The organism is Methylobacterium bullatum (assembly GCF_014845095.1).
Classification (GTDB): domain Bacteria; phylum Pseudomonadota; class Alphaproteobacteria; order Rhizobiales; family Beijerinckiaceae; genus Methylobacterium; species Methylobacterium bullatum.
Genome location: NZ_NKUG01000017.1, coordinates 1 through 19750, shown reverse-complemented (window position 1 = coordinate 19750; position 19750 = coordinate 1). Strand labels below are relative to the sequence as shown.

Sequence of the window (19750 nt, the reverse complement as noted above, 5' to 3'; positions counted from 1 at the left end):
TCCATGAGGTTGCCGCGCAGCGGGGTGATCAGCCGCGCGATCTCGCCCCAGAGGAACGCATCCTCGCCCGACAGGCCACGGGGTCTGCGCGGCAACCTCATGGAACGGGCGCCATACGCGGCTTGGGCAGCAGGACCACGAAGCCGACCGCATCGCGCAGGTTGCCGGCGGCGATCCCCGCCGCTTCGCCCGTGCCGAGATAGAGGTCGCCCCGCGCGGGACCGACGATGGCCGAGCCGGTATCGGCGGCGACCACGAGACGCCCCGGCGCATCCTCCCCCGCGATCCGTCCTTCGAGCCAGAACGGCGTTCCATAGCGCCACAGGGTGGAATCGACCGCGAGGCTGCGGCCCGGAGTCAACGGTACGCCGGCCGCTCCGGGAGGACCGAGGCCGGCATCCTCCACCTCGGCGAGGCGGAAGAAGATGTAGGAGGCATTGGCCTGCATCAACGGCTTGGCGAGGGCCGGATGGGCGCGGAGCCAGCCGGTCCAGCGGGCCAGCGTCAGGCCTTCGAGGGGCAGGTGTCCTGCCTGGACGATGAGCTTGGCCACCGAGGTGTAGGGACGGCCGTTGCGGCCGTCATAGAGCACGCGCACGGCCCGCCCATCGGGAAGACGCACGCGTCCCGAACCCTGGACCTGGAGCACGAAGAGGTCGACCGGATCGCGTAGGTAGAGGAGCGGTCGGGCCCGCTCCCCGATCCCGCCCGCCTCGATGGACGCCCGGTCGGGATAGGGCTCGAACCCGGTCCCCGTCGCCCGTGCCGCCCGCAAGGCCGGGTCGAGGCCGGGCTTCGTCTCGCCGGGGGCGAGACTCACGAGATCGTCCGGCCGGGCGAGGGCAGGGGTGGTGAAGCCGGGACCGGCGACGAGGGCGCCGGTGAGTTCAGGCTCGAAATAGCCGGTGAGGAAGCCCGTCCGGCGTGGCGGACCACCCACCTCGCCCGGCCTGACGATGCGATAGGCATCGAAATTCCGCGTGAAGAAGGCCCCGGCCTCCTGAGGCTCGACCGACGCGGCACGGCTGCAGGCGGCGGCGAGATCTTCCGCCGAGCCGGCGACGGTCGAGGCGATTTCCACCGGGGGGGCGGCGCAGGTCCGGCGGAACGCGTCGAGGGAGGCGACCGGGTCGGGGCCGGGAAATCCCGGCAGCGTCGCGAGGTCCACCGGCTCCAGAATCGCCTCTCCCACGCGAAGCGGCCCGGCCGCGACAGCGACCGGGCCGGGGAGACAGCCAGCGACGAGAGCCAGGGCGACGACGGACGCCCGATTGAAAAACCCACTCACGACAAACCCTGGATCCTCAGGCGCCGGCTTCCGTGGCCACCAGCTGCCAGTTCGGATCGCGGCTGCCCAGCGTACGGGCGAAGGTCCAGACATCCGGCACTTCGGCCACGGCCTCGGCATTGCCGTCGATGACCTGACCTTCGGCGTTGCGGGTGGCGGTGATGAGGTGTGAGAGGAACCGCACCGTCACCTGCGCCACCTTGTTGCGGACGTCCACGGCGACGATCTCCGCCTTGTCGAGGGACACGAAGGTGGTCTCGACCGTCTCGCGGCGCGATTCGCGGGCGGTGATCTCGCGCTCGAACCCTTCGCAGACCTCCCGCGAGAGCAGGCTGCGGAGGGTCTTGCGGTCGCCCTTGGCGAAGGCGATCACGATGGCTTCATAGGCGCCCTTGGCGCCTTCCACGAAGGCACGGGGGTCGAAGCTCGGCTCCGCCTGGACGATGGCTTCGAGCCCCTGGGCGACGGCCGAGCCGGGCTCGGCGATGCCACGCCAGTCACGGACCTCGGCAATCGCGGCGGGTGCCGAATCGGTCTGCGGCTGGGCGCGGTCCGTGCCCGGCAGGCGCACCACGTTGTCGCCGTCCGACCGCGCCGGCGGCGGATTGCGGCTCCGGTCCACCGGCTTGAACGGCGAGCGCTCGGTTCCGGTCTTCTGCCCGAGCACCGACCGGAGCCGCCAGATGACGAACACCGCGAGCGCCAAGAAGATCAGGGTCGTCAAATCGAAGGAATCCTGCATCACCGATCCGATCGTGGCCGTCGCACGATATGTGTGTTCGAGGGGGGCTCCCGAAAATCCCACCGCTACGCCCTTTATCGGAGCGCCGCGCAAGGATCGAGCCGGAGAATCCAAGGACCCCGCCCTGGATGAGGAGGACGCGACCCACGATCTCAGCCCGCATATGGGACTCGCCGCGCGCCGTATCCAGCCAAGGAGTGGCCATGCCGGAGGGTTCAGGGTCAAGTGCGGATCGCCGAGTTCGGAGACGGCTTCGTTTCACGGGCCGAACTCCCAGCACTCGCGCCTCGCCTGCTCCCGCCGCTCGTCTTGTCCGAGGTGGCCCATCGTGTTAGCGCGCTGTCGCTCGGACCCGGCCCTGCGACGATCAGACGATACGCCGCGCAGCGGATCGCCGAGGTGCCCCGAAAGACCCCGCGAAAGAGGACGAGAACGCCATGGCCGACACCCCGGCACCGAACGGCAACGGCGCGGCTCCCGCCGAAGACCAGTCGCCCGCCATCAACGCCCTGGCGCAATACGCCAAGGATCTCTCCTTCGAGAACCCGAACGCGCCGCGCTCGCTCCAGCCGCAGGAAAGCGGCCCGCAGATCAACATTCAGGTCAACGTCAATGCCAAGCAGTTGGCCGAGGCCGATTTCGAGGTCGAGCTGACCCTGGAAGGCGATGCCAAGATCAACAACGAAGTGCTGTTCGCCTTCGAGTTGAACTATGCCGGCATCTTCCGCATGCGCAACATCCCGCAGGATCAGCTGCATCCGGCCGTGATGATCGAGTGCCCGCGCCTGCTCTTCCCCTTCGCGCGCCAGATCATCGCCGAGGCCGTGCGCAACGGTGGCTTCCCGCCCCTGTATATCGACCCGATCGATTTCGTCGGCCTCTACCGCCAGAAGGCCTTCGAGGCCCAGAACCAGCAGGCCGGGCAGACCGGACCGCTGGCTTCCTGATTCGGCGAGACATCGTCGATCCCGGAAACGCCTCGGCCGCTCTGCGCGCCGGGGCGTTTTCCGTTTCGGGATGCGAGCTGCGTGTTGCACGTGAAAACAGCCGCGCTTGGACTCCGACGCCGATCGATGCGCAGTGCATGCCGGAACCCCGCTCCGGTGGGAGGGTTGCCCGGCGAAGCACAGCGAGAAGCGGTGACGGAATGGGTCGGGACGACAAGCGTACGTTCACCGTGAGCGAACCCCGTGCCGTGCCCTGGCTCGGCATCGTCTTCGGTTACGGCCCGATGCTGCCCTTTACCATCGGCGCGGCACTGGCTTGGTGGCGGCGCGACGATCTCGGGGATGCGATCCTCTACCTCACCATCCTCTGGGGCTGCGCCATCCTGCTGTTCCTGTCGGGCGTGCGACGCGGCGTCAGCTTCCGCACCGAGGGCGGCCCCACCTTCATCCAGATCGCCACCATGCTCGGACTGTTCGGCCTCGGCTTCGTCGCCCTGGTCTCCGCTTCCCTCGGCCTGACGGTGGTGGCCATCGCCCTCCTGATTGCCGGCTTCACCACCGTGGCGATCCTCGATCCCATCGCCGCCCGCACCGGGGAGGCGCCGCTTTTCTTCGCACGCCTGCGCCCGACGCAGATCCCCGTCGCCATCCTCAGCCTGTGTGCGCTGCTGGCCCTGAAGCTCTGACGACGACATCCCTTGCCACGCCCGACGCGCTTGCCGCTCGGGAGCGCGCGGGATAGAGCCCGGCTGACACCGACAGACCGAACGCAAAGCGAAGACACCATGGCCAAGGCCGATCCCAAGAAGGCCGATTCCACGAAGGCCGACACGCTGAAGGCGCGCCTGCCGCGCGGCTTCGTGGACCGCCGCGCCGACGAGATCGCCGCGCAGCACCGGATGCTGGAGACGATCCGCCAGAGCTTCGAGCTCTACGGGTTCGAGGCGCTGGAGACCCCCTTCGTCGAATACACCGAGTCCCTCGGCAAGTTCCTGCCCGATCTCGACCGCCCCAACGAGGGCGTGTTCTCGTTCCAGGACGACGATGAATCCTGGCTGTCCCTTCGCTACGATCTCACCGCGCCGCTCGCCCGCCACGTGGCCGAGCATTTCGACGCGATCCCCAAACCCTATCGCAGCTTCCGCGCCGGCTACGTCTTCCGCAACGAGAAGCCGGGCCCGGGCCGCTTCCGCCAGTTCATGCAATGCGATGCCGACATCGTCGGCGCGGGCTCCGTCGCGGCGGATGCCGAGATCTGCATGCTGATGGCCGACACGCTCGAAAAACTCGGCCTGTCGGGCCAGTACGTCATCAAGGTCAACAACCGGAAAGTGCTCGACGGCGTCATGGAGGCGATCGGCCTCTCGGGCGAGGACAAGGCCGGGCAGCGCCTCACCGTATTGCGCGCCATCGACAAGCTCGACCGCCTGGGCGTCGAGGGCGTGCGCCAACTCCTCGGCGAGGGGCGCAAGGACGAGAGCGGTGATTTCGCGAAGGGGGCAGGGCTCGCGCCTAACGCCATCGAGCGGATCCTCGCCTACGTCTCGTTCCAGGCCGCTCCCGACGCAGAGGGCGACCGGATGGCGTTCTGGGAGCAGTTCTTCGGCTCCTGGAGCGAGGTGGTCGGCTCGTCCGAGACTGGCCGCGAGGGCATCGCCGAACTGCACGCCATCATGCGCCTCTGTGCGGCGGCGGGCTATGGCCACGACCGCATCCGGGCCGACCCCTCGGTGGTGCGCGGCCTCGAATACTATACCGGCCCGGTCTACGAGGCCGAGCTGACCTTCCCGGTCACCAACGAAGACGGCCAGACCGTGCGCTTCGGGTCGGTGGCGGGCGGCGGCCGCTATGACGGCCTCGTCGGGCGCTTCCGCGCCGAGCCCGTGCCGGCCACCGGCTTCTCCATCGGCGTGTCGCGGCTGTTCTCGGCGCTACAGCTCACCGGAAGCCCGCTTCTCGAAGGCACCGCGAAGCCCGGCCCGGTGGTGGTGCTGGTCCTCGACCGCGACAACATCGCCGATTACCAGCGCCTCGTGGCGCGCCTGCGTGAGGCCGGCATCCGCGCCGAACTCTATCTCGGCGGCTCGGGCATGAAGGCGCAGATGAAATACGCCGACCGGCGCGGCAGCCCCTGCGCGATCATCCAGGGCTCCAACGAGCGCGAGGCCGGCGAAGTGCAGGTCAAAGACTTGATCGAGGGCGCCAAGGCGGCGGGTGCCATCGCCAGCAACGCCGAATGGAAGGCGGCGCGCCCGGCCCAGTTCTCGGTGAAGGAAGACGAGATGGTCGAGCGCGTCCGCGAGGTGCTGGCGCGGCATTTCTGAGGACGGCTCCGCCCGATCTTTGCGCTCGTTCCCGGCGACCTTCCGCTTCGCTGCAGGTGGCCGGGAAAGGGGCGGGGTCATCCGCCCCGTCGCTGCGATGGAACAGGCGGTGCCGGGCTCGCCATCCCTCGGCCCTCTGTCATTCCTGGCCGCTTGGACCACAACGGAAGGCGAGCCGGGACCCGCGGAAGAAGGCCCTCGCCATCGTCGGCACGACCGTTGCCAGGACCGGTCACGTCCGGCATTCAGGGCGCGTGACGGCCTCTAGGGCTTCGGGGAGAGTGGGAATGAGACGCTGCGTTCGAATTCTGCCGGGTCTGGCGCTCGGTCTCATGGCCGGTCCTGCCCTCGCCCATACCGGGCAGGGCGATGCGTCGGGCCTCGCCCATGGGTTCCTGCATCCCCTGACCGGTCTCGACCACATGCTCGCTATGGTGGCGGTGGGCCTCGTCGCCGCGCAGGTCGGCGGCCGGGCGATGGTCCTCGTCCCGCTGTCGTTCATCGGCATGATGATGGTGGGCGGCGCTCTCGGCGCGGCCGGCGTGGCGCTCCCGCATGTGGAGACCGCCATCGCCCTGTCCGTGGCCGTGCTCGGTGCCGCCGTCGCCCTGCGGCTGACGATGCCGGTCGCGGCGGCCATGGCCCTCGTGGGTGTCTTTGCGGTGTTCCACGGCCATGCGCACGGTGCCGAGATGCCGGAGGCGGCCTCCGGTCTCGCCTATGGCGCCGGCTTCGTGGGCGCCACCGCCCTGCTTCACGCCGCGGGCCTCGGTCTCGGCCTCGGCATCGGGCGTCTCGGTGAGGGGAATGGGCGTCCGGTCCTGCGTGTCGCCGGCGCCGCTTTCGCCGCCGCCGGCCTCGGTCTCCTGGCCGGCGCTTTCTGACGCCGGGGCCCTACAGCGTTCGCGCCAGGGCTCCGGCCTCGGCGCGGGCCTGCTCGCGGGATTCCCGGTCGAGATCGGCTCCCATCAGACCCTTCTCCACCGCGATCTGGTGGACATCGGTGATGCCGACCATGCGCAGCCAGGTCGCCATGTAGGTCGATTGGTGATCGTAGATCTCGGCGGGGAAATCCTCGCCGATGGCGACGCCCCGCGCATTGACGACGACCGCCTTCGCCTCGAGCATTCCGTTCTGGCCGCGCTCGTCGAAGGTGAAGAGCAGGTCCTTCTGGGAGACCAGATCGAACAGGTGCTTGAGCTTGTAGGGGATGGTGTAGTTCCACATCGGCACCGCGAACAGGATCAGGTCGGCGGCCTGGAACCTGGCCGCCAGGGCGCGGATGGCGACCCAGGCCTCCTCCTGCGCCGGGCTCAGGACGTCACCCGCCAGCGCCGCGTATTTGCCGGCCAGCGCCTCCCCGTCGAAATCCGGAAGCGGTGTGGTCCAGACGTCGAGTACGTCCACCGTGCCCTCCGGATGTGTCTCTCCCCAGGCATCCAGGAAGGCGCGGGCGACTTCGATCGACGCCGAGCGCTCCTTGCGCGGTGACGCTTCGACGTAGAGCAGATGGGGCATGCACAGGGCTCCAATGGCGGTGAGCGGAGGGATGTATCGCGCATCCCGCTCCGGCCCAGGGGCGGGCCGCTTTCCCGGATGATGCGTGGGGCCATCGCATTCCGTGGACGGACGACCCATCTCAGCGGGACATCGTCATTCGCAGGACAGGCCGATGCACCTCACCGGACTTCACCACCTCACCGCCATCACCGCGCGCGCCGCCGACAATGCGGCCTTCTGCACGCGGATTCTCGGGCTGCGTCTCGTGAAGAAGACGGTGAACCAGGACGACGTCTCGGCCTACCACCTGTTCTACGCCGACGGCATCGCCGCGCCCGGCACCGACATGACGTTCTTCGACTGGCCGGCGCCCCCCGAGCGCCGCGGCACCGACAGTATCGTCCGGACGGCGTTCCGCGTCTCGGGCGAGGGGACGATCGCCTGGTGGCACGAGCATCTCGCCCGCGAGGGGGTGACCCACGAAGAGCCGATCCTGCGCGACGGCCGCCTCACCTTGGATTTCGAGGATGCGGAGGGCCAGCGTCTGATGCTGGTGGATGACGGCGGCGCAGGCGACGCCCATCCATGGCCTGCCGGCCCGGTGCCGGTGGAGCGCCAGATCCGGGGCCTCGGACCGATCCGCCTCAGCCTCGCGCGGATCGGGGCGACGGAGGCCGTGCTCGCCGAGGTGCTCGGCATGAGCCACGCCCGGAGCTATGACATGCCGGAGGGCGAGGTTCGCGTCTGGCAGATGGGCGAGGGGGGCGCGGGGGCTGAGCTCCACCTCTTGGAAGAACCCGGCCTGCCGCCCGCGCGGCAGGGAGCGGGGGCGGTCCACCACGTCGCCTTCCGCATCCCCGATGCGGATTACGGCAGTTGGGCCGACCGGCTGAAGCAGCGCCGCATGCCTTCCAGCGGGCCGGTGGACCGCTATTACTTCCGCAGCCTCTATTTTCGCGAACCCAACGGCATCCTGTTCGAGATCGCAACCGACGGTCCCGGCTTCACCGCCGACGAGCCATTGGAGACTTTGGGCGAGCGCTTGTCCCTGCCGCCCTTCCTCGAAGGTCGACGCGCCGAGATCGAAGCGGGTCTGAAGCCCCTGTGATCGCAAGATCACCGGACCAGGCAGGTTTCACGAGATGACGAGCGCCGACCCGTATCGGCTGCGGCGGAGCGGCCGATGGAACGGGAGGCGGGCGATAGGGCCGCCATCACCTGCCTCGTCGGCGCGATGTCGCTTGAACGAAGCCGCGAACGGGCCATTCGACGCGCCCGCTGCATTCCAAATGAAAGCATCGCCCCGATGGGCGATGATCCCCTCGTCTGCATGCAGCCCCTGGCAGGTAGATCGGGCCGGCTCTGCCGGTGATCGTGCCCACCCCCAGACAACTGCACCATGCTAGCGATACGATCTTACTCCCCTATAGCGGCTGATTCTGAAGATGGTGGAGCCGGGATTCGGACAGGAAGAGAATTGGACTAGAATATAGCTTGAATCTTACGGATTACACTATTGAATGTAGTTTTCATTCGAAATCGACTCCAATTAACGAATGTTTAGTTTGTATTCGTGATAATGGACAACGGAGGCGAAACCTCCCGTCGGCAAGAGCAGTAAACAGGCCCCCGACACCCTCCCGTCCTATCGAAATCCAGGCTGAACGATGTCGAAGTTATCGATCGCAAAGAAGTTGGGATTGTTCTCAGGTCTCGGAATTCTACTGGCGGTTGGATTGGTCGCCAACCAGTGGATGGGCAACCAAAGGATCACTCAATCGATCGAAGCCGTCAGTCGGGAGCAGACGATCCTCGACGGCATCAAGAACGCGCAGCTCGCCTTGTCCCAGATCCAGGTCGCCGTCCGCGACGCGCGCCTGTCCGAAGCGGAGGAGACCTACAAGGAGGCCGTCGGCCGGATCCGAACGAGCTTCGATTCAGCCCATGAGGGACTCAAGGCACCGATCCGTATCGCCCTGAAGCCCGACGTCCTCAAGGACATCGATGCCGGGCTGGCGCAGTTCACGGAACTCGCCCTCAAGTCGGCGGCCACCATCACGTACGACCAGGGTCGCAAGAGGATCGACGAGGCGGCCCTGGCGGTGGCGGGGGAACAGCGGAATGGCGCCCGCAGGAAGGCGCTCCTCGCCATCGAACAATCGCTGTCCAATGCGCAGCGCTTCACGGACGAGGCTCGGCTGTCGTCGATGGGCGCCGTGGAAACCGCGAGCGTGCTGGGCCTCGTGATCGGAGCCGTGGCGATCCTCCTTCAGGGCGGGTCGGCCCTCTTCTCCATGCTGACGGTTGCCCGTCCGATCCGCGGAATGACGGACGCTATGAACCGGCTCGCCGCTGGCGATGTCGAAGTCTCGATCCCGGACCGGACACGCACGGACGAACTCGGTGCCATGGCGGGCGCGGTGCAGGTGTTCAAGGACGGCATGATCCGCAACCGCGCCCTCGAGATCGAAACCGAGCGCCTGCGCCTCGCCGCGGAGACGGAACGCAAGGTCGGCATGCATACCCTGGCCGACGAGTTCGAGGCGGCGGTCGGTGGGATCGTGAGCATGGTGTCCGCGGCGGCCACCGAGATGCAGGCCACGGCCTCGCAGCTGACGGCCTCCGCCGAGGAGACGTCGGCGCAGTCCAGCGCGGTCCTGACGGCCGCGGAGGAAGCCTCGGCCAACGTCACCGCCGTGGCCGGTTCGGCCGAGGAGCTTGGTGCCTCTGTGGCGGAGATCGGCCGACAGGTCGCACGTTCGGCGGAGATGACGGCCGCCGCCGTCCGCGAGGCGGAGCAGACCGCACTTGCGGTCGCGGAGCTCCGTGAAGTCGCCGCCAGCATCGGCGACGTCGTGAACCTCATCTCCAACCTCGCCGGCCAGACAAACCTCCTCGCTCTCAATGCGACGATCGAGGCGGCGCGGGCCGGAGAGGCGGGCCGGGGCTTCGCGGTGGTCGCCTCGGAGGTGAAGGAACTCGCCAACCAGACCGCCAAGGCGACGACGGAAATCTCCGCGAAGATCGCGGCGATCCAATCCTCGACCCGCCAGGCGACCAGCGCCATCGACGGGATCTCCTCGACGATCCACGGGATCGACGAGACGGCCGCCGTCATCTCCGCATCGGTCTCGCAGCAGGGTGCCGCGACCCGGGAGATCGCGGGCTCGGTGGCGCAAGCCTCCATCGGCACCGGCGAGGTCAGCGCCAACATCACCGGCGTCGCCCGAGCGGCGCAGGAAACCGGCGCCAGCGCCGGCCAGGTGTTCTCCGCCTCGTCGGAACTGGCACGGCAGGCCGAACGCCTGAGCTTGGAGGTGCAGAAGTTCCTCCACACGGTCCGCGCCGCCTGAGCCGAAGCCCATCGCACCTGTCCCGTCCGGAGCCATGAGCGCCGCCCGCCTCGCGTTGAGGCGGGCGGCGTCACCCTGTCCGGCCCCCGACCGTTCCATCCCGGCGGACGCTCACCGGAATGCGCGCCGAACCCCACTTCCTGCGTGTCTTGTCGCATCGTCACGAGCCGGAATCGGCACGAGGTCGCATCCCCCGTGGCGGCGATGCCTCAAGTCAGAGCGATTCCAGACAGTTGGCGGTTTCGCTGCCTGCGCGCCTGCTATGCCTTGACGGGCGCGCCGCAGGTGCGAGAAGACCCGGCTGAAAGCCGAGATTCGCAAGCGAAGTTTGAGACGGACCCGTCGATGAGCAAGTTCAACGAGGAGCGTGTGTTGAGCGTCCACCATTGGACCGACACGCTGTTCTCCTTCCGCACGACCCGCGATCCCGCGTTCCGCTTCCGCAACGGCGAGTTCGTGATGATGGGCATCGAAGTCGAGGGCCGGCCCCTCCTTCGCGCCTACAGCGTGGTCTCGGCCAATTACGAGGAGGAACTCGAGTTCTTCTCGATCAAGGTCGAGAACGGTCCGCTCACCTCGCGGCTGCAGCACCTCAAGGTCGGCGATCCGATCATGGTCGGCAAGAAGCCCACCGGCACTCTGGTGCTCGACAACCTCCTGCCGGGCAAGAACCTCTACCTTCTCGGCACCGGCACGGGCCTGGCCCCGTTCATGTCGATCATCAAGGACCCGGAGACCTACGAGCGTTTCGAGAAGGTCGTCCTCGTCCATGGCTGCCGCCAGGTCTCCGAGCTCGCCTATGGCGAGACGATCACGCAGGACCTGCCGAATCACGAGTTCCTCGGCGAGGTCATCACAGCCGGCCTGATCTATTACCCCACCGTCACCCGCGAGCCCTTCCGCAACCGAGGCCGGATCACCGACCTGATGACCTCCGGCAAGCTGTTCGAGGATATCGGTCTGCCGCCGATGTCCGTCGAGAACGACCGCTTCATGCTGTGCGGCTCGCCGGACATGATCCGCGACACCCGCCAGCTCCTCACCGATGGGGGCTACGAGGAGGGTAATCACGGCGAGGCCGGCCACTACGTCATCGAGAAGGCCTTCGTCGAGAAGTGAGCACGCGTGCCCGCGCCGTCTTCGTCGCCGGCGCCGGGACCGAGATCGGCAAGACCTACGTCACCGCTTCCCTGACGCGCGCCCTGCGCCGCCGGGGGAACGACATTTCGACCCTGAAGCCGCTGGCGAGCGGTGTGCCGCCTTTCGGCGAACCGTCGTTTCGCGAGAGCGACACGGCGATCCTTCTGGAAGCCCAGGGATTGGCGGTGACGCCCGAGACGGTGGAGGCCTGCTCGCCCTGGCGCTTTCTCGCACCGCTCGGCCCCGATCTCGCCGCCGCGCGCGAAGGGCGGAGCCTGCACCTCTGCGACCTCGTCGGCTGGTGCGAGGACCGGATCCAGGATGCGGATCCGGAGACGATCCTCGTCTTCGAGGGCGTCGGCGGCCTGATGAGCCCGGTGACGGCGGCAGCGACCGGTCTCGACTGGCTCAGGGCCCTGGCCCTGCCGACGATCCTCGTCTCCGGCAGCTATCTCGGGGCGATCAGCCACGCGCTCACAGCGGCGGAGACCCTGCGCTGTCACGGGCAGACGCTGCTCGGTGTCGTCGTCTGCGAAAGCCTCGGCGCGCCGACGTCGCCAGAGACGGTCGCGGCCGCCATCGCCCGTCATGTGCCGGCTCCGGTCCACTGCATCGCCCGCGACGGCGAATGCCCGGAGGCCTTGGTGCGGCTGGTCTAGGCCTTACGACAGGACGCAGCGAGAGAAACCTCGATGACGAATCCGGCCATCGACGTCTCCTAAAAATCTGGAATTCCCGCCGATCGTGACGATCGAACAAGGCGTTCATCGCCAAGACGTCGTACGGAGTTCGGTCTCACCTTTGCCGATCTCTGTTGCCGATATGGCAGGCGAGCGGGCAGGCGTCATCGATGCGAGGGGGCAAGGCTTCCTCACCTCTCCGTGACTCATGAAATCCCTCCCTGGACGGTGGAGCCACCACCGCTAGGTTCGGTCAGGCGGTGACCCGAGCGCATCCGGGCTGCCCGTGGAAGGAAACGCCCCTTTGGCCCAACTCGTATCCGCCCATGGGGCTTCGGCGGAGCGCGCGGATCCTCCGCGCGCCGGCCTGCCTCTTCTCCTCGGGGCGCTCGGCATCGTCTATGGCGATATCGGCACCAGCCCGCTCTACGCCTTCAAGGAAGCCGTGCGGGCGGCCTCCGGCGGCGGCCCGCCCCAGGCCATCGCCGTGGTCGGTGCGGTGTCGCTGATCTTCTGGGCCCTGATCCTCATCGTCTCGCTGAAATACGCGGTGCTGATCCTGCGTGCCGACAACAGGGGCGAGGGCGGCATCGTCGCCATGCTGGCACTGCTCGGCGCCCGTCATGCCAGGCCCGGCACGCGTCAGGCCGCGCTCCTCGTGGTCGGCCTCGTCGGCGCGGCCCTGCTCTACGGCGACGGCGCGATCACCCCGGCGATCTCGGTTTTGAGCGCGGTGGAGGGGCTCAAGGTGGCGGCCCCCGGCCTCGACCATGCCGTCCTGCCCATCACCATCGCCATCCTGGTCGGGCTGTTTCTGGTGCAGAGCAAGGGTGTCGCCTTCATCGGCCGCATCTTCGGCCCGGTGATGGTGGTGTGGTTCGTCGTCCTGGCGCTCCTTGGCCTCGGTGGCATCTGGCACGCGCCTCAGATCCTGGGTGCCCTCAACCCCTGGCGCGCGGTGGATTTCCTGGTCCATGCCGGCTGGCACGTGAGCTTCGCCATGCTGGGCGCGGCCTTCCTCGCGGTCACCGGGGGCGAGGCGATGTATGCCGATCTCGGCCATTTCGGCGCCAGACCCATCCGCCTCGCCTGGTTCGGCCTCGTCCTGCCGGCCCTCGTCATCCACTATTTCGGCCAGGGCGGCCTGCTGCTGGTGGAGCCCGACGCGATCGAGAACCCGTTCTACCGCCTCAGCCCGGACTGGGCCTATTACCCGCTGATCGCTCTCGCGACGCTGGCCACCGTCATCGCCTCTCAGGCCATCGTGTCGGGCGTGTTCTCGCTCACCCAGCAATCGATCCAGCTCGGCTTCCTGCCGCCCATGCGGGTGATCCACACGGCGCGCGAGGAGCGTGGGCAGATCTACGTGCCGGTGATCAACTGGCTGATGGCGGCCGCGACTCTCACGGCCGTCCTCACCTTCGGTTCCTCCGACAAGCTGGCCGGCGCCTATGGCATCGCCGTGTCGTCGCTCATGGCGATCACCACCCTGCTCGCCGCCCTGGTGGCGTTGAAATGGGGCTACAACCCCGTCGCGGTCTTCGCGGTCAACGGCTTCTTCCTCGCCATCGATCTCGTCTTCCTCGGCGCCAACAGCGTGAAGCTGTTCGAGGGCGGCTGGTTTCCCCTGGTGCTGGCCGGCTTCGTCGCCTTCCTGATGCTCACCTGGCGCAAGGGCAACCTCCTGGTGGAGGAGGCCCGCGCGTCGTTGCGGCAGCCCGAGGCGGAGTTCATCGAGCAACTGCGCCGCGCGCCGCCGATCACCCTGCCGGGCAACGCGGCCTTCCTGTCCTCGGCCACGAGCGGCATTCCGCTCCACCTGTCGCGTTTCGTCGAGCGCAGCCGTGCCCTGCACAAGCGCATCCTGCTCGTCACCGCGCTCTACGAGGAGGCGCCGAGCGTGCCTCGGACCGAGCGCGCCGAGGTGACCGAGATCACCCCGGACATCTTCCGCCTCGTCCTGCATTACGGCTTCATGGAGGACGCCTCGATTCCCGACGGACTGCGATGCGCCGTCGAATGCGGGACCCTGCCGAAGGAGTTCCTCGACGACCTGACGATCTTCATCGGCCACGAGACCATCATCCCGAAGAGCGACGACCGGGGCATGGCGACATGGCGTGAGACCATCTTCGCCTTCCTCCTACGCAACGCCGAGACCACCGGCGCGCAATTCTGCATCCCCACTCGCCAGCTCGTGGAGGTCGGCACCGAGATCGAGATCTGACTATTCGGCGTCCGGGCTGCGCGGTATCCGCGCGGCCACGCATTCGCGCATGGCGTCCTCGATCCTGGCGGCCTTGGCGTTGCCGTAGGCGGCGACGTCATCGATGCATTTCAGGAAGTAGCCGGCGGTGAAACTCTCGCTAAGGCTGTTGAACGACTTGCCGAGACGCGAGGCGATCTGCATGCGGTCCATGGCCGTGCCCTTGGTCCATTCCGTGAGCGGGTCGTTCATCGACAGGGCCTGTGCCGGGGCGGATGCCAGGAGCGTCGTCGCCACGAGGACGGCACGGGCAGCTCTCTGGTCGATCATCTCGTATCCTCCCCCCCGATCACGCCGGCTGATCCGCCGTTCCTTCGACACCGGCTTTCCGGGGAATAGTGAAATCTTCTCGTTCAGGCAATAATCTCAAGTCACTGACGCGTTTTGTAGCGTTTTTCATTATAAGTACTTATTATGTAATCTATCGTCCGCCCCTGATATTCTCCTCCCGCGTGGGCTGTTGCTGGAGCGTCGCCGCCGATCCGGTCCGCCCCGCGCCGTCCTCAGGCACGTTGCGCTCGTCACCCTTGCATCCGGCCTCCCGGCACCGCACAGACGCAGACGGCGTCCTTCTCATCTATCCAGCCGGTCGCAGGACCATTTTCCATGACCGACGTCTCACCCGCCCTGGCCTTGCGTCTGCGTCAGCAGGCCCTGCTCTCGGATTTCGGCGTCGAGGCCCTGCGTGCCACCGAGCTGCTGCCCCTGCTGCATCGTGCCGTCGAGCTCTGCGCGGAAGGAATGAAGGCTCAGTTCTGCAAGGCGCTGGAATATTCCAGAGAGCAGGATTGCCTACTGATCTGCGCCGGTGTGGGCTGGAAGGACGATGTCGTCGGCAAGGCCATCATAGGGGCCGATCTCGCGTCCCCGGCGGGCTTTGCCCTCAAGACCGGCCAGCCGGTGATCTCCAATCACCTTCAGGTGGAAACCCGGTTTCGCACGCCGCAGATCATGGCCGACCACGGCATCAAGCGGGCCATCAACGTGCTCATCGCCAACCGCGACGGGCATTACGGCGTGCTCGAAGTGGACGACACCCGCGAGGGCAAGTTCGAGGAGGCGGACATTGCCTTCATGCAGGGCTTCGCCAATCTCCTCGGCGGCGCCATCGAGCGTCAGCGCGGCGAGGCGCGGCTGAAGGCGGCGCTGGAACGGCAGGACCTCCTCTCCCGCGAGATGAGCCACCGGGTCAAGAACAGCCTCGCGGTGGTCGCCGGGTTCCTGGCCCTCCAGGCTCGCGGCTCTGACGACGAGAAGGTGAGGGAGGCCCTGGTCGATGCGCGCACCCGCGTCGAGGCCGTGGCCGCGGTCCACGATCAGCTCTGGCGCCAGCCGACCCTCGGTGCCATCGATATCTCGGGCTTCCTGGAAGCGCTCTGCGGCAAACTTCAGGAGAGCGCCCGGCGCAACGTCATTCGCTGCGAGGCGGTCCGTCTCGACATTCCGGCCGATCTCGCGATTCCGCTCGGCCTCTTCGTCAACGAGCTCGTCACCAACGCGATCAAATACGCCTATCCCGACGGCGAGGGTGAAATCCGGGTCACCGCCTGTCCGCATGAGGAGGGGGGCCTCGTCATCGGCGTCGCCGACGATGGCGCAGGCCTGCCGGACGGGTTCGACCCGACCCAGGCCCGGAGTACAAGCCTCGGCATGCGCATCATCAACAATCTCGGCCGCCAGCTCGGCGGCCCGCTCACCGTGGCGCCCGACGTGAAGGGCGCGCATTTCTCGCTGAGGATGCTCCTGCCCTCATAGCGGAACGCGAACGACGCCCGTCCACTCGAAGCGCCGTTACGATCGATGGAAACGGGCCATGTGAGGCAAGGCCGTCCCCGGATCTGCTTCCGAGGACGTCTTTCCCAGTGCGGGCGCGAATGCCCCCGCTGTCACGCCAGGCCGAGTTTCTGGGCGAGGCCGATGCGCTGGAGCTTGCCGGTGGCGCCCTTCGGGATCTCCTCGAGGAAGATGATCTTGGCCGGCACCTTGAAGGGTGCGAGGCGCTCCGAGGCGAAGCCGCGCAGCTCCTTCTCCGACAGGGCGTCGTGGCCCTCGCGCAGGACGATGGCCGCCACCACGTCCTCGCCGAGTTTGTCGTGCGGCATCGCGAAGGTGATGCACTGGGACACGGCCGGGTGATCCATCAGGATCTCGTCCACCTCGCGCGGGGAGATCTTCTCGCCGCCGCGGTTGATGATCTCCTTCAGGCGCCCGGTGATCGAAAGGTAGCCCTCCGGGGTCAGCGTGCCCTGGTCGCCGGTGCGGAACCAGCCCTGCTTGGTGAAGGCTTCGGCATTGGCCTTCTCGTTGTTCTCGTAGCCGGTCATCACGTTGTCGCCGCGGATCACGATCTCACCGGTCTCGCCGGCGGGCAGGGGCTCGCCGTCATGGTCGACGATGGCGATCTCGGGGCCGGCGGCGAGGCCCACCGAGCCGGCGTAATGCGGCCGGGGCGGCAGCGGGTTCGAGGCCATCTGGTGGGCGGCCTCGGTCATGCCGTAGGCTTCCAGCAGCGGCGCGCCGAACACCTCCTCGATCTCCTTCATCACCTGCGGCGGCATGGAGGAGGAGGACGAGCGGATGAAGCGCAGCGGGTTGGCGGCGATGACCTCCTTGTTGCGGGCGGCGCGGCCCAGGATCGCCTGGTGCATGGTCGGCACCGCCGTGTACCAGGTCGGGCGGACCTCACTCATCCAGCCGAAGAACTTCAGGGCGTTGAAGCCCGGCGTGCAGCAGACCTGCCCGCCCGCCGAGAGCGGCGCCAGGATGCCGGCGATCAGGCCGTGGATGTGGAACAGCGGCATGATGTTGAGGCCGCGATCCTCGGCCGTGAAGGCGAGGGTGGTGCGGATGTTGCGGGCCGAGGCGCAGACGTTCGACTGTTTCAGCGGCACGATCTTCGGACGCGAGGTGGTTCCCGACGTGTGGAGAACGAGGCCGATATCGTCGGGGTGGGCCGGGCCGCCCTGGCTTGCCGGCGTGGCGGCGGATGCGGAAAAGGCGAGGGTGAAGCTGCCCGCGCCCTGTTCGGGCGTCGGGGTCAGGCGCACCACCGGCACGCCGAGCTTCTCGGCCACCGCCACCGCCGGGCTCTGCGAGCCTTCCGCCGCCACCAGCAGCTTGGCGTTGAGATCGGTCAGGTAGAATTCGAACTCGTCTGCCTTGTAGGCGGGGTTCAGCGGCGCCGAGGTGGTGCCCGCCGCGATGGCGATGAAGGCGGCGGCCATTTCCGGGCCGTTGTCGAGCACGATGGCGACCCGGTCGCCACGGCCGATGCCCTGCGCGTTGAGGGAAGCGATGGTGCTCTCCGTGAGCGCCCGCAGGGTTCCGAAGGTCAGGGGAACGCCGCCGGGGCTCGACAGGGCGGTGGCCTCGTCGGCGCCCGCCTGGATCAGGGCGTGCAGGGTGGTTGCGGTCTCGGCCATGGTAGCTGTGTCCTCATCGTCAGTTGCCTTCGGGGAGGAGAAGGCGGTCCGCCGCATGGGGAGCGGCACATGTTCATGCGGACCGGCGGTCGCGGGCGACCGCCGGGGAAACGGTGGTCAGGCCGTCGCGATGGACAGGCGCCCCTGCGCCCGTTCGAGGCTCTGGGACAGCAGCCGCATCAGAGCATAGACGGTGCCGATATGCGGGGTCGGGGTGTCGGTGAGGCGACCAAGTTCGATGATCGAGCCGACGAGGGCTTCGAGTTCGATCGGCCGCCCGGCCTCCACGTCCTGCAGCATCGAAGTCTTGTGCGCGCCGACCTTCTCGGCCCCGGCGATGCGCCGCTCGATCCCGAGCTTGAACGTGATGCCGAGCTTGTTGGCGATGGTCTCCGCCTCGCGCATCATGTCGGTGGCGAGCGCCCGCGTCTCCGGGAACTGGCAGATATCCACCAGGGTGGCGTGCGAGAGCGCCGAGATCGGGTTGAAGCTGAGGTTGCCCCAGAGCTTGAGCCAGATCTCCGCGCGGATGTCGCTGGTGACGGGCGCGCGGAAGCCCGCCTTGATCAGGAGCTGCGCCAGGGCCTGGACCCGCGGGCTCATGGAGCCGTCGAGTTCGCCGAGACCGAAACGGTGGCCCTCGATCACCTGGACCACGCCGGGTTCGGTGAGGACGGCCGCCGGATAGACCACCGAGCCGATCACATGCTTCGGGTCCAGATACTCCGCGATGAGCCGGCCCGGATCGGCGGTTTCCAGGTGCGTCCCGGCGAGTTCGCCGCCATGGCCACCCGAAAAATACCACCACGGGATGCCGTTCTGCATGGTCACGACGATGGTGTCGGGGCCGATGAGGTGGTGCAGGTCGGCCGCGATCGGCCCGACCTGATGCGCCTTCACGGTGAGGAGCACCACGTCGTGGACGCCGGCCTCCTCCATGGACTTGGTGGCCGTGAGGTTCTTCACGTGGATCTCGGAGCCGTTCTCCTCGATCAGGCGCATGCCGTTGGCGCGGATGGCATCGAGATTGGCCCCGCGTGCGATGAAGGTGACGTCCTCGCCGATATTCGCGAGGCGAACCCCCAGAAATCCGCCGATGGCGCCTGCGCCGACGATCGCGATGCTCATGCTGGTATCCTCATTGTCCGGATGTCGTGTCGGTCTGGTCTGTACGGCTCAGGAGAAGCGGTTCGACAGGATTCCGATCCCCTCGATCTCCACCTCGACGGTGGCGCCTTTCGGGATCGGGCCGGAACCGTTGGAGGTGCCGCAGGCGATGACGTCGCCGGGCTCCAGCGTCATGCCCCGCGAGATCATGGCGACGATCTCGTGCGGGCGGAAGATCATGTCCGAGAGGGGATAGGTCTGGCGCTCGCGCCCGTTCACCCGCACCTTCACCGAGAGCGCCTCGGGGTCGAGATCGGTGGCGATGGCCGGGCCGAAGGGACCGAACCCGTCCAGTCCCTTGGAGCGCGTCCATTGGGCGAAGCTCTGATCGGCCTTCAGGATCTCCAGCGCGGTCACGTCGTTGACGCAGGTGTAACCGAAGATGTGGCCGGCCGCCTCGTCCGGTGTGAGGTCGCGCGCGCTCCGGCCCGCCACCTTGCCGATGACGATGCCGAGCTCGCCCTCGAACAGGATACGACCGGCGCAATCCGGCACCGCGATCTCGGCGCCGCTCGGGCGATAGGTATTGGCCGGCTTCAAGAGGAACAGCGGGGCGACGGGCGGGGTCAGCCCCTGCTTCTCGGCCATGGCGGAGAAGTTGTTCCACAGCGCGATGACCTTGCTCGGCCGGCAGGGCAGGTCGAGGACCACCTCGGCGAGGGGCAGGATCTCTCCCGTCGCCCGGGGCGCGTCGAACAGGTCGCCCTCGTGGACAGTGACCTGCTCTCCGTCGAGGCGGCCGAAACCGGCGCGTCCGTCGTGGGTGTATCCGATCCAGCGGGCCATGGTTCAGATGCTCCGGGCAACGATACGGGCACGCCAGGGCTTCAGCAGCACGATGGCGAGGAGGGAAGCGAGGATGTTGGCGCCTGCGGCGACGAGGAAGACGCCGTCCCAGCTATTTGTGGCCTGCTGGAGGTA

17 protein-coding genes and 1 pseudogene are annotated in these 19750 nt (G+C 67.7%); 10 read left to right on the top strand and 8 right to left on the bottom strand.

Going from position 1 to position 19750, the window contains the following annotated elements:
* The 3 genes and pseudogenes from MBTS_RS23605 to MBTS_RS02125 all read right to left on the bottom strand — a co-directional run.
* A pseudogene (locus MBTS_RS23605) lies at positions 1–101 on the bottom strand (Smr/MutS family protein); the annotation flags it as partial.
* The gene (gene mltA, locus MBTS_RS02130) at positions 98–1288 is read right to left on the bottom strand and encodes a murein transglycosylase A (protein ID WP_373321266.1); all 1191 of its coding nucleotides are present in this window, start codon (positions 1286–1288) and stop codon (positions 98–100) included. The gene mltA and the pseudogene MBTS_RS23605, both read right to left, overlap by 4 nt.
* A gap of 16 nt (positions 1289–1304) precedes the next feature.
* Positions 1305–2030 (bottom strand): Tim44/TimA family putative adaptor protein, encoded by a 726-nt coding sequence (locus tag MBTS_RS02125; RefSeq protein WP_192214987.1) that lies wholly within the window; start codon positions 2028–2030, stop codon positions 1305–1307.
* A gap of 437 nt (positions 2031–2467) precedes the next feature.
* Between MBTS_RS02125 and secB the strand changes: the two genes are divergently transcribed.
* The 4 genes from secB (at position 2468) to MBTS_RS02105 (ending at position 6185) form a co-directional block, all read left to right on the top strand.
* Positions 2468–2977, top strand: a complete 510-nt coding sequence (gene secB, locus MBTS_RS02120) for a protein-export chaperone SecB (RefSeq protein ID WP_018045838.1) — start codon at positions 2468–2470, stop codon at positions 2975–2977.
* A gap of 200 nt (positions 2978–3177) precedes the next feature.
* Positions 3178–3663: a DUF3429 domain-containing protein gene (locus tag MBTS_RS02115; RefSeq protein ID WP_147829623.1), complete on the top strand. Its 486-nt coding sequence runs from the start codon at positions 3178–3180 to the stop codon at positions 3661–3663.
* A 99-nt stretch (positions 3664–3762) separates the two neighbouring features.
* A complete protein-coding gene (gene hisS / locus MBTS_RS02110; RefSeq protein WP_192214986.1) occupies positions 3763–5301 on the top strand; it encodes a histidine--tRNA ligase in 1539 nt (512 codons plus the stop codon).
* Positions 5302–5588: 287 nt separating this feature from the next.
* Positions 5589–6185 (top strand): HupE/UreJ family protein, encoded by a 597-nt coding sequence (locus MBTS_RS02105; RefSeq protein WP_192214985.1) that lies wholly within the window; start codon positions 5589–5591, stop codon positions 6183–6185.
* 10 nt (positions 6186–6195) lie between these two features.
* Here the strand turns inward: MBTS_RS02105 and MBTS_RS02100 are convergent, their stop codons facing one another.
* Positions 6196–6819 (bottom strand): FMN-dependent NADH-azoreductase, encoded by a 624-nt coding sequence (locus MBTS_RS02100; protein ID WP_056148566.1) that lies wholly within the window; start codon positions 6817–6819, stop codon positions 6196–6198.
* A gap of 154 nt (positions 6820–6973) precedes the next feature.
* Here MBTS_RS02100 and MBTS_RS02095 point away from each other — a divergent pair, with 154 nt between their 5' ends.
* The 5 genes from MBTS_RS02095 (at position 6974) to MBTS_RS02075 (ending at position 14201) form a co-directional block, all read left to right on the top strand.
* On the top strand, positions 6974–7909 hold the full coding sequence (locus tag MBTS_RS02095; RefSeq protein ID WP_192214984.1) for a ring-cleaving dioxygenase: 936 nt from the start codon (positions 6974–6976) through the stop codon (positions 7907–7909).
* Between the two features lie 646 nt (positions 7910–8555).
* On the top strand, positions 8556–10154 hold the full coding sequence (locus MBTS_RS02090) for a methyl-accepting chemotaxis protein (RefSeq protein ID WP_444543532.1): 1599 nt from the start codon (positions 8556–8558) through the stop codon (positions 10152–10154).
* 345 nt (positions 10155–10499) lie between these two features.
* Positions 10500–11273, top strand: a complete 774-nt coding sequence (locus MBTS_RS02085; RefSeq protein ID WP_056148553.1) for a ferredoxin--NADP reductase — start codon at positions 10500–10502, stop codon at positions 11271–11273.
* The gene (gene bioD, locus MBTS_RS02080; RefSeq protein ID WP_147829619.1) at positions 11270–11953 is read left to right on the top strand and encodes a dethiobiotin synthase; all 684 of its coding nucleotides are present in this window, start codon (positions 11270–11272) and stop codon (positions 11951–11953) included. The genes MBTS_RS02085 and bioD overlap by 4 nt, the downstream gene beginning before the upstream one ends.
* Positions 11954–12341: 388 nt before the next feature.
* Entirely contained in the window at positions 12342–14201 is a 1860-nt protein-coding gene (locus tag MBTS_RS02075; RefSeq protein WP_192214988.1) for a potassium transporter Kup, read from the top strand.
* On the opposite strand, the gene MBTS_RS02070 is transcribed toward MBTS_RS02075, so the two are convergent.
* Positions 14202–14510, bottom strand: a complete 309-nt coding sequence (locus MBTS_RS02070; RefSeq protein WP_147829617.1) for a hypothetical protein — start codon at positions 14508–14510, stop codon at positions 14202–14204.
* A gap of 336 nt (positions 14511–14846) precedes the next feature.
* Between MBTS_RS02070 and MBTS_RS02065 the strand changes: the two genes are divergently transcribed.
* Entirely contained in the window at positions 14847–15995 is a 1149-nt protein-coding gene (locus tag MBTS_RS02065) for a sensor histidine kinase (RefSeq protein WP_147829615.1), read from the top strand.
* A 131-nt stretch (positions 15996–16126) separates the two neighbouring features.
* On the opposite strand, the gene MBTS_RS02060 is transcribed toward MBTS_RS02065, so the two are convergent.
* The 3 genes from MBTS_RS02060 to MBTS_RS02050 form a co-directional block, all read right to left on the bottom strand.
* Positions 16127–17662 (bottom strand): acyl--CoA ligase, encoded by a 1536-nt coding sequence (locus MBTS_RS02060; RefSeq protein WP_192214983.1) that lies wholly within the window; start codon positions 17660–17662, stop codon positions 16127–16129.
* Positions 17663–17779: 117 nt separating this feature from the next.
* Entirely contained in the window at positions 17780–18790 is a 1011-nt protein-coding gene (locus tag MBTS_RS02055) for a ketopantoate reductase family protein (RefSeq protein ID WP_192214982.1), read from the bottom strand.
* A gap of 48 nt (positions 18791–18838) precedes the next feature.
* Complete coding sequence (locus MBTS_RS02050; protein WP_192214981.1) at positions 18839–19615, bottom strand: fumarylacetoacetate hydrolase family protein; 777 nt, start codon at positions 19613–19615, stop codon at positions 18839–18841.
* Positions 19616–19750: the final 135 nt, after the last annotated feature.